We start from the raw sequence: 11,983 nt of genomic DNA, 5'->3' as shown, positions 1-11,983 counted from the left end.
ATGTATCTCCGCGGGGTGGACCGGGTCCTCGCGGAGCGGGCCGGGAGCGGCGAGCAGCTGGTGCGGCTCGCGGAGTGGACCGTCGGGGAGGCCCGCGCAAGGCCGCTGCTGCGCGCCCTGCTCACCGGTTGCTGGGGAGAGCGGCTCCCCACCCCACGGCCCGCGAGCAGGTCGGCCGCCGCCTCCGCACTGCCGGCGCAGCGCCGCGCGGATGCCGGGCACCCGGCGCCCGCCGAGCTGGTCGCCGCGGTACGGGACCGCTCGCTGGCAGCTCAGGAGCCGGGCAGCCGCCGACGTACCAAGGAGGAGAGCCTCGACCTCGCCCACCGCTGCGAGCTGGCCGTGCGGCTCGCCCTGGCGCACGTCGTCGCGCCCGCCCCGGAAGGGGTCGGTCCGCTGGTCCGTAACGCTGTGAGCGCCGTCTACCGCGGTGGCGGCTCCGGCAGCGCAGGAAACGCCGTCAGTGGCTCGAACCCGACAGCTGCAGGCCGATGACCCCGGCGATCACCAGCGAAATCGAGACGATCTTGAGGGTCGACGCGACCTCGTCCAGGAAGACCATCCCGTAGATCGCGGTGCCCGCCGCGCCGATGCCCGTCCACACCGCGTATGCCGGGCCGACGTCGAGTTTGCGCAGCGACAGCGTCAGTAGCCCGAAGCTGCTCATGGCGAAGATGGCGAACGCGATCGTCGGCCACAGACGCGTGAAGCCGTGCGACAGCTTGAGGCAGATCGCGAATCCGGTTTCCAGGAGCCCGGCGACGATTACGAGCAGCCACGCCATGGTCAGTGCCTCCCGCGTCCGCGTCGGTGACTGCTTCGTCTCACTTGGTGCGATTATGCACTTACCAGCAGCGGGCGGTCGCAAACGTGCGCGGGTCGGCCGCCTCCGCGTCGCCCCGGCTCGGTCGCTTTCGTGTCACCGCGGCTCGGTCGCCTTCGCGTCGCCCCGGCTCAGTCGCCTTCGCGTCGCCCCGGCTCGGTCGCCTTCGCGTCGCCCCGGCTCAGTCGCCTTCGCGTCGCTCGCGCGTCGCCAGCAGTCGCCTCAGTGAGTAGAGACGCGCGGGATCGGCCTTCCCCTGAGCCACCCACTCGTCCAGCGCGCAGTCCGGCTCGTCGTGCGAACAGGCGCGCGGACACCCCTCAGTGCCCGGCTCCAGATCCGGGAAGGCGTGGATGACCCGGGACGGGTCGACATGGTGCAGCCCGAAGGAGCGCACACCCGGGGTGTCGATCACCCAGCCGTTGTCCTCGCCCGCGAGGGGGAGTGCGAGCGCCGAGGTGGTGGTGTGCCGGCCGCGACCGGTGACCGCGTTCACCACGCCCGTGCTGCGCCACCGGTCCTTCGGGACGAGGGCGTTGACCAAAGTCGTCTTGCCGACGCCGGAGTGGCCGACGAACGCGGTGGTCCGGCCCCTGAGGTGCTCGTAGACCCGGTCGGCCGCGACGCCGCCCACGAACTCGTCGCGGGTGGTGACGATGTGGGGGACACCGAGCGCGCCGTACATCTCCAGCAGTTCGTCCGGCGGGGCCAGATCCGACTTGGTCAGCACCAGCAGCGGCTCCAGGCCGCCGGCGAACGCCGCGACCAGACAGCGGTCGATCAGCCGCGGGCGCGGCTCCGGGTCGGCGAGGGCCGTCACGATCGCCAGCTGGTCGGCATTGGCGACGACGACGCGCTCGTACGGATCGTCGTCGTCGGCGGTGCGGCGCAGGACGGACCGGCGCTCGCCGATCCGGACGATGCGGGCGAGGGTGTCCTTCTTGCCGGACAGATCGCCGACCAGCTCGACCCGGTCGCCGACCACGGCGGCCTTGCGGCCGAGCTCACGGGCCTTCATCGCCATGATCGTGCGGTCGTCGACGAGACAGGTGAGCCGGCCCCGGTCGACGGTCAGGACCATGCCCTCCGCCGCGTCCTCGTGCTTGGGGCGGATGTTCGTACGGGGACGATTGCCCTTGGGATTGGGGCGCTGGCGGATGTCGTCCTCGTCGGTGTGCTTGCCGTAGCGGCGCATCTCCGGCCGTCCCCGCTCAGTTGCCCGCGAGCATGTCGGTCCACATCCTCGGGAAATCGGGCAGGGTTTTGGCCGTCGTCGCCACGTTCTCGATCTCCACTCCGTCGACGGCGAGACCGATGATCGAGCCGGCCGTCGCCATCCGGTGGTCGTCGTAGGTGTGGAACACCCCGCCGTGCAGCGGGCGCGGGCGGATGTGCAGCCCGTCCTCGGTCTCGGTGACATCGCCGCCGAGCTCGTTGATCTCCTTGGTGAGCGCGGCCAGCCGGTCCGTCTCGTGCAGCCGCAGATGCGCGACACCGCGCAGCGTCGAGGGGGAGTCGGCCAGGGCCGCGACCGCGGCGATGCCCGGGGTCAGCTCGCCGACCTCGCTCAGATCGACGTCGATGCCATGGATCCGGCCGGTGCCGGTGAAGGTCAGACCCGCGTCCGTGAGTTCGCAGGAACCGCCCATCTCGGTGAAGATCTCGCGCAGCGCGTCACCTGGCTGGGTGGTGCGCTCGGGCCAGTCGGGCACGGTGACCCGGCCGCCCGTCACCAGCGCCGCCGCCAGGAAGGGCTGGGCGTTGGACAGATCCGGCTCCACGGTCAGATCCCGGCCGAGCAGCGCACCGCTGCGCACCCGCCAGACGTTGGGCTCGCCGCCGGTCTCCGGCTCGTCGACCTGTGCCCCGACCGTACGGAGCATGTCGACGGTCATCCGGATGTGCGGCATCGACGGCAGCCGGGAGCCGATGTGCCGTACCTCCACGCCCTGGTTGAAGCGTGGCGCGGAGAGCAGCAGGGCGGAGACGAACTGCGAGGACGAGGAGGCGTCGATCTCCACCGGGCCGCCGTCCAGCGCTCCGCCGCCGTGGACGGTCATCGGGAGGGAGCCGCGGCCGTCGTCGTCGATGCGGGCGCCCAGCGCGCGCAGACCGTTGATCACGCCTCCCAGCGGACGCTCGTAGGAGCGCGGGTCGCCGTCGAAGCGGATCGGACCGTCGGCGAGGGCGGCGACGGGCGGCAGGAAGCGCATCACCGTGCCGGCGTTGCCGACGTCGACCGTTGTGGGGCCGTGCAGCCCGGCCGGGATTATCCGCCAGGCCTCGCCGCTGTCGGGGCCGCCGGTGGAGGTGGAGCTGGAGGAGACCTGCTCCTCGATGCCGACGCCCATGGCCCGCAGGGCCTCCGCCATCAGCAGGGTGTCGCGGGAGCGCAGCGGCCGGCGCAGCCAGCCGGGCTCGGCGGCCAGTGCCGCCAGCACGAGCGCGCGGTTGGTGACCGATTTCGATCCGGGCACGGTGACCGTCGCGTCGACGGGCCCGCTTGCATGAGGGGCGGGCCAGAGGGCGGGGTGCACGGAGCTCTCGGTCATGGCCATCACTTTAATGGCCCCGGGAGGCCGCAGCCGTTCCACGACCGGTCACAGAGCTCCGTGAACGATCACAGACCGAGCAACCAGCGACCGCCACCGATCAGCGAGCACAGCGATACGGCATGGAAGAGGAGCAGCCACATCGCGGGCGGCGCATGCGTCAGCCGGGCCAGCTGGTCCGCGTCCGAGTCGGGCGCCCCGCCGTGCCGCCGCTTCGCCTGCAGTTCGAAGGCCGGCCGTACGCCGCCGAGCAGCAGGAACCACACCGCGGCGTACGCGAACGCCGCCTGCACCGCCGGATCGGTCAGCCAGGACACCAGCAGGAATGCCCCGCCGGTGAGGATCACGGTGAGCGCCCCGTACGCGTTGCGGATCATCACCAGCATCGCGATCAGCAGCGCGGTCGCCACCCACAGGAGCAGCGTGATGTGGTGCGCGGCGAGCAGCCAGGCGCCGCCGAGTCCGAGCAGCGGCGGGGCGGTGTAGCCCGCGGCCGCGGTGAGGATCATGCCGGGCCCGGTCGGCTTGCCGCGGCTGACGGTGAGGCCGCTGGTGTCGGAGTGCAGCCGGATGCCGTCCAGCCGGCGACCGGTGGCCAGGGCGATCAGGCCGTGGCCGCCCTCGTGGGCGATCGTGATCGCGTTGCGGGACAGCCGCCACAGCGTGTGCGGGACGACCGCGACGAGAGCGAGCGCGGCCGTGCCTATGACGAGCCACTGCTCGGGCGCGGGCTGGGTGCCGAAGACTTCGGGTGTGACCATTTCCGGGGTGGCTCCTCGGGAGGCTCGGGGTCGTGGCAGTGTGGCACTTATGTGCGGACGGTATGCAGCGAGTCGCAGGCCCGAGGACCTGACGGGACTCTTCCAGATCGAGAAGTGGGAGCCGGCGGAGACCCTGGCTCCCGACTGGAACGTGGCTCCGACGAAAGAGGTCTACGCGGTGCTCGAACGTCCTGTGAAGGACGCGGACGACCGCCGCCCGGTTCGCCAACTGCGGAAACTCAAGTGGGGACTCGTCCCGTCCTTCGCCAAGAACCCCGAGGGCGCGGCCCGGATGATCAACGCCCGTGCGGAGACCGTCCATGAGAAGCCCTCCTTCCGCCGGCCCTTCCTCGCCCGGCGCTGCATCCTGCCCGCCGACGGCTACTACGAGTGGGTCACCGGCGCCGACGAGCGGCAGCTGGAGGTGGAGGGGAAGAAGAAGCGGCCCCGCAAGCAGCCGTACTTCGTCACCCCCGCCGACGGCTCGGTCTTCGCGATGGCGGGGCTGTACGAGTTCTGGCGCGACCGGACCCTGCCGGACGACCACCCGCAGTCCTGGTGGGTGACCTGCTCGGTGATCACGACCGAGGCGGAGGCGAGCCCGCTGGCCGTCGCACCCGCCGACGGCCCCCACTCGCTGTCCGAGATCCACCCGCGGATGCCGCTGATGCTCACGGAGGACCGCTGGGACGCCTGGCTCGACCCGGCCCGCACGGACGTGGAGGAGCTGCGCACGCTGCTCGCGCCGCCGCCGCCCGGGCTGATGCGGGCGTACCCCGTCGGCACGGCGGTCTCCAATGTCCGCAACAACGGACCTGAACTGCTGGAGGAGCTGGCGGCCCCTGAGGTCGGCACGCTCTTCTGAAGTTCCCGGTGCTCGTGCTTCCTGCTTCCTGAAGTTTCCGGTGCTCGTGGTGTGACACTGCTGATGTGACACAGAGCGAGATCGTCGAGACACCCGCCGGGGACGCCCGCATCACCTGGCACCCGGCCACCGGCAAGGCCCGGCTCGTGCTGGCCGTCAGCCATGGCGCGGGCGGCGGCATCGGCGCCCGCGACCTCCAGGCGCTCGCGGCCGAACTGCCCGCCGCCGGGGTGACCGTGGCCCTCGTGGAGCAGCCGTGGCGGGTGGCGGGCAAGCAGGTCGCGCCCGCGCCGAAGACCCTGGACACCGGCTGGCGGGGGCTGTGGCCGGCGCTGGAGAAGCGGGGGCTGCCGATCGTCGCGGGCGGGCGCAGCGCCGGGGCACGGGTGGCCTGCCGCACTGCGCGGGAGCTGGGCGCGCGCGCCGTGCTCGCCCTCAGCTTCCCTCTGCACCCGCCGGGCAGGCCGGAGAAGTCCCGGGCCGATGAGCTGCTCGGCGCCGGCGTTCCCGTCCTTGTCGTCCAGGGCGGAAACGACTCGTTCGGGAAGCCGGAGGAGTTCCCCGACGGGGAGTACGAGCTGATCGAGGTGGACTCCGCGGACCACGGGCTCGCCGTGCCCAAGCGGGCGGCGCTGACCCAGGAGGAGGCCCTGGCCACCGTCGTCGACGGCGTACGGAAGTGGATCACGGCCCTGCCCGGATCCTGACGGCCGCATCCTGACGGCCGCATCCCGACAGCCGGATCCTGGCTGTGTCGTACGCCCGGGAATAGCGGAGGGCGGACCTTCTGTTGTGTCCCACGTCAGTACAGGAGCGTGGAGAGGGAGTCCGTCGCATGGGTTCGACCATCTGCCCGAGCAGGTCGCAGGCCGCTGACCTGGAGTGGACAGTGCTGCGTGCACCCAAGGCGACCCCCATTCGGACGGCGGGCGGTGCGGTTGGTCGTCTATCCTCCGATTCGAGCGGGTCCGGTTTCGGTCTCGCCACAGCGGAGGAGGAGGTGGGTCCGGTCACTGGGACCGACGACAGCCGCATGGACGAGACGGCTGCCGAGCGCAACGCACGCTTCGAGCGGGACGCACTTGGCTACCTCGACCAGATGTACTCGGCCGCGCTGCGTATGACGCGCAATCCGGCCGATGCCGAGGATCTCGTACAGGAGACGTACGCGAAGGCCTACGGGTCCTTCCACCAGTTCCGTGAGGGCACGAACCTCAAGGCCTGGCTGTACCGGATTCTCACGAACACCTTCATCAACTCGTACCGCAAGAAGCAGCGCGAGCCGCAGCGCAGTGCCGCCGAGGAGATCGAGGACTGGCAGCTCGCCCGTGCGGAGTCGCACATGTCGACGGGTCTGCGCTCCGCGGAGTCCCAGGCGCTCGACCACCTGCCGGACTCCGATGTCAAGGAAGCGCTGCAGGCGATCCCCGAAGAGTTCCGCATCGCGGTGTACCTCGCGGATGTAGAGGGCTTTGCGTACAAGGAGATCGCGGACATCATGGGAACGCCCATCGGTACGGTGATGTCCCGACTGCACCGGGGCCGCCGCCAGTTGCGCGGCATGCTCGAGGACTACGCCCGTGATCGCGGGCTCGTTCCCGCGGGCGCCGGGGAGTCGACGAACGATCGGAAAGGCGCGGGCTCATGAGCTGCGGAGAGCCGCACGAGACTGACTGCGCGGAGGTACTCGATCATCTTTACGAGTTCCTCGACCGGGAGATGCCCGACAGCGACTGCACCAAGTTCGAGGTGCACTTCGAGGAGTGCTCCCCGTGCCTGGAGAAGTACGGCCTGGAGCAGGCGGTGAAGAAGCTCGTCAAGCGCTGCTGCGGCCATGACGACGTACCGGTGGATCTGCGGGCCAAGGTCATGGGCCGGATCGAGCTGATCCGGTCCGGTGAGACCGTGCCCGAGCACGACCTGACGGCGGGCGCGGAGTAACCGGTCGCCGAGCAGTCGCCGAACAGCCGCTGAGCAGCCGCGGAACAGTCACTGAGCAGTAGCGCTCCGGCGGCGGACCGGACACAGGGGGCGCACCGGAAGGTGCGTCCCCTTTGCGTACCCGGGCAGCGTCCCCGGGCAGCATGCCCGCAGGGGACGCGCCCGTCCGCCCTCGCACCGTGTCACCCGATGGTGCTAATCGGTCGCTTCCGCCCGCCGTGGACACCCCAACTCGCTAGCCTTGCGCTCGATTTGGGGGCGGCCGAGGAGGGCTGAGGGCGGTGAGAGTCATTCCCGGAGCGGCGCGGGTGTACATCCTGTGCGCCGTCGTGAGTGCCGGTGTGTGCGTGCTCCCCGCCCTGCGCCCCGGGGCCGGTACCGCCTGGAGCACCGTCGGGCTGCTCGCGGGGCTGTACGCGGTGTGCGAGGTGCCCGCCCGCTTCCCCGTCCTGGGACGGGTCGTCGGCGGATCCGTACCGGTCGGCGCCGGATCGTTCTTCCCTGTGCTGCTCGCCGCCGCGCTGCTCCTTCCGCCCGCGGCCGCGGCGCTGGTCGCGGCACCGGGCGCGCTGCTCGCCCACGTCGAGCAGCGCCCCGCGGGCGTCCGCCGCGTGTGGCGGGCGGCCCAATTGGCCCTGGCCGCCTGGGCAGCGTCCCGGGTGGCCGTCATCCTCGGCGGCCCGGCCGCGCTGGGCGCCGCCGACTTCCCGTACGCGCTGCTGCCCGCCTTCGCCGCCGCATTCACGTACTGCCTGGTGCTGACCGCGCTCGACGGCGGCATCCTCGCCACCGCGGAACGCGTCCCCGTCCGCGCGGCGTGGCGCGGACTGCTGCTGCGCTCCCTCGCGCCGCACGCCGTGCACGGACCGGCCGGGCTGATGATGGCCGTGCTGTGGCGCAGCCCGTACGGTCCGCTGTCCGCGCTCTTCGTGCTGCTGCCGATGTACATCTCCTGCTGGGTATTCGCGCAGTACCACCGCGAGCAGGGCGCTCACCGGTCCACCATCCGCGCCCTCGTTCAGGCCGTCGACATCAAGGACAAGTACACCCGCGGCCACAGCGAGCGGGTGGGCCGCGCGTCCGTACTGATCGCGCGTGAGCTGGGCATGGACGAGGAGCGCCTCGAAGTGCTCCGCTTCGCCGGGATACTGCACGACGTCGGCAAACTGGGCGTACCCACACGCGTGCTGCGCAAGGACGGACCGCTCACCCCGGAAGAGCGCCGTGTGATCGAGCTGCACCCCGAGTACGGGCACGAGATGGTCCGGGGCATCGGCTTCCTCAGCGAGGCCCGCGCGGCGATCCTGCACCACCACGAACGGCTCGACGGAAGCGGCTACCCGTACGGACTCGCCGGCCGTCAGATCCCCGAGTCCGCCCGCGTGGTCGCCGTCGCCGACGCCTTCGACGCGATGACCTCGACCCGCTCGTACAGCAGGGCGCGGCCCGTCGCCACCGCGGTCGAAGAGCTGAAACGCTGCGCCGGCACCCAGTTCGACCCCCGGATGGTGCGAGCCCTCGTCCGCGCCCTCGACCGTCACGGCTGGCAGACGGGGGTGACCGCCGACGAGCCGCACGTGCCCGCCCAGCCGCCCCCGGAGTGCCCCTCCGTCCCGGCCGGACCCGCCTCCGCTCCGACGGCACGGCACAGGCAGGGCGGATGACACCGAGGGTCCCGGTCACCGTTCTGGGCGTGTACGGGTCCGCTGCCGCGCTGACCGTGGCCGGGCTCGGCTGGACCCTGTGGAACGGCGTCGCGGACCCGGGCACCGCCCTCGCGTTCGGCGTGCTCATCGCCGTCGGGGAGGCCACCCGACGGGGTGCACCGCCCGGCACGGGGGTGCTCCCCCCGGCGCCGCCCGGTGGATCCGCACCCATGCTCGAAGAGCCATGGGGGAGGGAGCCCGCGCCGCTCGCGTCCGCCGGGGCACTGGCGTACGCGCTGCTCGGTGAGAGCGGCGGGCGGGCCACCACCCACGGCGTCCTCCAGGTCGTCGCGGTCGTCGTGGCGGGCGCCCTCGCCGGGGCCGTACCGCACATCGTGCGCGGCCGCGGTCCCGCGCTCGACCATGTCACGCGCCGTGTGCTGACCGTCGCGTTCGCCGCGACCTGCTTCCAGCCGCTCTACAACTCGGGCGCACTGGCCGAGCGGCTCGGCAAAGGCCCGTACTACGTGCTCTACCTGCTGCTCCTGCTGCTGCTGACCGCGCTCTGCGACGCCGTGCTCGCCGCGCTGATGCTCCGCGCCCGCACCCTCCCCCGTGGCGCCAGGCGAACGGGAGGTACCCCCATCCCGTACGGTCCGCTGCTGCGCGACGAACTGCGCGCGCTGATCGGCATCGGCTCCGCCGTCTGCGCGACCGGCGCCGTCATGGCGCTCGGCGCCGCTGTCGCCGGGCTCTGGGCGCTGCCCGTCTTCTCCGTACCGCTCCTGCTCACCCAGATGTCGTTCCGGCGGTACACGGCAGTACGGATCACCTACCGGCAGACCATCTCCTCACTCGCACGGGCGACCGAGATCGCGGGCTACACCCCCCACGGGCATGCCCTCAGAGTCGCCGCGCTGAGCACCGCCGTCGGCCGCGAGCTGGGGCTCTCGGGGCCCGAGCTGACCGTTCTGGAGTACGCGGCGCTGATGCACGACATCGGGCAGCTCTCCCTCGTCGACCCGGTCCCGGAGGGTGCCACCGCTCTGCTGCCGCTCGCCGAGCAGCGCAGGATCGCCCTGCTGGGCGGCGCCGTCGTCCGCCAGACCGGGGTCCCCGCGGCCGTCGCGGTGGTCGTCGAGCGCCAGGCCGACCCGTACCGGGAGCAGCCCCTGGCCGCCCGTATCGTCCGCACCGTCAACGCGTACGACGATCTCACCGGTGAAAGTGCCACAGGCGCGCTCACGGCTCTGGAGCAGCTCCGTCTCGGGACCGCCCACGACTACCAGCCGGAAGTCGTCGAGTCCCTCGCCCGCGTCCTGACCCGTCGCGGGGCCGGCCCGGAGGGCCTCGGCTGAGGGGGTGGTGGCGGGCGACGGGCGGGACTCAGCCCCGCTCAGCCTGGGTAACCCATGGGTAATGAGCGGGCGTCCGACCGGGCATGGTTGGATGCGAAAGTAGGGAGCACTGAGCGAGACGTACACAAAGACACTCAGACAAGTGTCCGGGGGCAATGACCCGAGCGACCAGCAGGCGGGAATCGTGAGGATCTTCGGGAAGGTACGGCATCGGCCCTCCGCCTCGTGGCGGCAAGCCACCGACCGCGCGTTCACGCTGATCGGCGACGGCCGGTACGAGGACGCGGGCGCGCTGCTGACCCGCGCGGCGGATCTGGAGCCCTGGCTCTCCGAGTCCTGGTTCAACCTCGCCCTGCTGCACAAGTTCCGGCACGACTGGGAGCAGGCGCGCGCCGCGGGCCTGCGGGCCGTCGCCCTGCTGGACAAGGAGACCGGCGCCCCCGACTGGTGGAACGTGGGGATCGCGGCCACCGCTCTCCAGGACTGGCCGCTGGCCCGCCGGGCCTGGCAGGCGTACGGGCTGAAGGTGCCCGGAAGCCCCTCACGCGCCGGAAGCGGCGGACCGGGCGCCGCGGGCGGCGAGCCCGTCGGGATGGAGCTGGGCAGCGCCGCCGTACGGCTGTCGCCGGAGGGCGAGGCCGAGGTGGTGTGGGGCCGCAGGCTCGACCCGGCCCGGATAGAGGTGCTCTCCATCCCCCTGCCGTCGTCCGGCCGTCGCTGGGGCGAGGTCGTGCTGCACGACGGCGTACCGCACGGCGAGCGCACCACCGCCGCCGGACACAGCTTCCCCGTCTTCGACGAGATCGAGCTCTGGGCGCCCTCGCCGGTCCCCACCTGGGTGGTGCTGCTGGAGGCCGCCACCGAGGACGACCGGGACGCCCTGGAGCAGCTCGCCGCCGACGCCGGATTCGCCGCCGAGGACTGGTCGTCGTCGGTGCGGCTGCTCTGCCGGGCCTGTTCCGAGAGCGTGATGCCGAGCGCCGAGGGCGACGGTGAGCACCTGGACCCGCACGACCACAGCGAGCCGGGCCACCCGGGGCCGCTGGGCCACCGCACGGCCGGCGACATGTGGCTGCCGGAGCGTGAATGCGGTATCGCCGCGCCCGCCGCTCTGGTGCGCGGGCTGCTGGACGGCTGGGTCGCGGACAGCCCGGACAGCCGCGAGTGGCGGGATCTTGAGGAAGTCTGCTGACTTCGGGCCGTAGTCTGTATGGAGCAATCAGACGGGACCCGAGGAAGGCGTACGGCGGACAATGGCGCAGCAGGAGACGGACCAGCACACGGACCAGCAGGTCAACGATGGTTTCGTCGTGGACACGGAGGACTGTGAGGAGCGCGAGCGGGCGTACCGCGAGCGTGGCACGGCCCGTCCGATCACCGTCGTCGGCAACCCGGTGCTCCACAAGGAGTGCAAGGACGTCACCGAGTTCGACGACAAGCTCGCGGCGCTGATCGACGACATGTTCGCCAGCCAGCGGGCGGCGGAGGGCGTGGGCCTGGCCGCGAACCAGATCGGTGTGGACCTGAAGGTCTTCGTCTACGACTGTCCCGACGACGAGGGCGTGCGTCACACCGGCGTCGTCTGCAACCCGGTGCTGCAGGAGCTGCCGCCGGAGAGCCGCAACCTGGACGACTCGAACGAGGGCTGCCTGTCCGTCCCGACGGCGTACGCCTCGCTGGCCCGCCCCGACTACGCCGAGGTGCACGGCCAGGACGCCGAGGGCAAGCCGGTCAAGGTGCGCGGCACCGGCTACTTCGCTCGCTGCCTGCAGCACGAGACGGACCACCTGTACGGCTACCTGTACATCGACCGGCTGTCGAAGCGGGACCGCAAGGACGCGCTGCGGCAGATGGCCGAGGGCACGCCGCGCTACGAGGTCGTCCCCAACGACTGATCCGTCGCCGTCGCCGTCGCCGTCGCCGTCGCGCCGTCGCGGCGGCCTGCGCCGGCAAGTCGTCAGCGTCAGCGCCCCGCTCCGTCGACCGGTGCGGGGCGCTGCCGTTACCGCCAAAGGGCGGGCCAATTACGGCTGTCGT

13 protein-coding genes are annotated in these 11,983 nt (G+C 71.9%); 9 read left to right on the top strand and 4 right to left on the bottom strand.

Going from position 1 to position 11,983, the window contains the following annotated elements; translation table 11 throughout:
• The coding region (locus tag ACWGI8_RS28300) for a TetR/AcrR family transcriptional regulator (protein WP_453665112.1) at positions 1-495 on the top strand (495 nt) is incomplete at its 5' end.
• Here the strand turns inward: ACWGI8_RS28300 and ACWGI8_RS28295 are convergent.
• The 4 genes from ACWGI8_RS28295 to ACWGI8_RS28280 form a co-directional block, all read right to left on the bottom strand.
• Complete coding sequence (locus ACWGI8_RS28295; protein WP_453665110.1) at positions 461-784, bottom strand: DMT family transporter; 324 nt, start codon at positions 782-784, stop codon at positions 461-463. The two genes, ACWGI8_RS28300 and ACWGI8_RS28295, sit on opposite strands and share 35 nt — an antisense overlap.
• 220 nt (positions 785-1,004) lie before the next feature.
• On the bottom strand, positions 1,005-2,018 hold the full coding sequence (gene rsgA, locus ACWGI8_RS28290; RefSeq protein WP_453665108.1) for a ribosome small subunit-dependent GTPase A: 1,014 nt from the start codon (positions 2,016-2,018) through the stop codon (positions 1,005-1,007).
• A gap of 16 nt (positions 2,019-2,034) precedes the next feature.
• Complete coding sequence (aroA, locus tag ACWGI8_RS28285) at positions 2,035-3,375, bottom strand: 3-phosphoshikimate 1-carboxyvinyltransferase (RefSeq protein ID WP_453665106.1); 1,341 nt, start codon at positions 3,373-3,375, stop codon at positions 2,035-2,037.
• A 68-nt stretch (positions 3,376-3,443) separates the two neighbouring features.
• Positions 3,444-4,136 carry a M50 family metallopeptidase gene (locus ACWGI8_RS28280; RefSeq protein WP_453665104.1) on the bottom strand — a complete coding sequence of 231 codons (693 nt, stop codon included), beginning with the start codon at positions 4,134-4,136 and terminating at the stop codon, positions 3,444-3,446.
• 49 nt (positions 4,137-4,185) lie between these two features.
• Between ACWGI8_RS28280 and ACWGI8_RS28275 the strand changes: the two genes are divergently transcribed.
• From ACWGI8_RS28275 to def, 8 genes are all read left to right on the top strand, one after another.
• On the top strand, positions 4,186-5,001 hold the full coding sequence (locus tag ACWGI8_RS28275) for an SOS response-associated peptidase (RefSeq protein WP_453665102.1): 816 nt from the start codon (positions 4,186-4,188) through the stop codon (positions 4,999-5,001).
• A 65-nt stretch (positions 5,002-5,066) separates the two neighbouring features.
• The gene (locus ACWGI8_RS28270; protein WP_453665100.1) at positions 5,067-5,708 is read left to right on the top strand and encodes an alpha/beta hydrolase family protein; all 642 of its coding nucleotides are present in this window, start codon (positions 5,067-5,069) and stop codon (positions 5,706-5,708) included.
• 293 nt (positions 5,709-6,001) lie between these two features.
• Positions 6,002-6,649 (top strand): sigma-70 family RNA polymerase sigma factor, encoded by a 648-nt coding sequence (locus tag ACWGI8_RS28265; protein WP_453665098.1) that lies wholly within the window; start codon positions 6,002-6,004, stop codon positions 6,647-6,649.
• Positions 6,646-6,942: a mycothiol system anti-sigma-R factor gene (gene rsrA, locus ACWGI8_RS28260; protein ID WP_453665096.1), complete on the top strand. Its 297-nt coding sequence runs from the start codon at positions 6,646-6,648 to the stop codon at positions 6,940-6,942. The genes ACWGI8_RS28265 and rsrA overlap by 4 nt, the downstream gene beginning before the upstream one ends.
• Before the next feature lie 281 nt (positions 6,943-7,223).
• Complete coding sequence (locus tag ACWGI8_RS28255; RefSeq protein WP_453665094.1) at positions 7,224-8,606, top strand: HD-GYP domain-containing protein; 1,383 nt, start codon at positions 7,224-7,226, stop codon at positions 8,604-8,606.
• On the top strand, positions 8,603-9,946 hold the full coding sequence (locus ACWGI8_RS28250) for an HD-GYP domain-containing protein (protein WP_453665092.1): 1,344 nt from the start codon (positions 8,603-8,605) through the stop codon (positions 9,944-9,946). Before ACWGI8_RS28255 ends, ACWGI8_RS28250 begins: the two co-directional genes overlap by 4 nt.
• Before the next feature lie 184 nt (positions 9,947-10,130).
• Positions 10,131-11,138, top strand: coding sequence for a tetratricopeptide repeat protein (locus ACWGI8_RS28245; RefSeq protein ID WP_453665114.1), 1,008 nt, complete (start codon positions 10,131-10,133; stop codon positions 11,136-11,138).
• A 61-nt stretch (positions 11,139-11,199) separates the two neighbouring features.
• The gene (gene def, locus ACWGI8_RS28240) at positions 11,200-11,841 is read left to right on the top strand and encodes a peptide deformylase (protein ID WP_453665090.1); all 642 of its coding nucleotides are present in this window, start codon (positions 11,200-11,202) and stop codon (positions 11,839-11,841) included.
• The last annotated feature ends 142 nt before the right edge of the window (positions 11,842-11,983 follow it).

It is taken from the genome of Streptomyces sp. NPDC054841 (genome assembly GCF_053611045.1).
The sequence above is the reverse complement of the archived record's forward strand: the minus strand, read 5'-3'. Positions and strand labels throughout refer to the sequence as shown.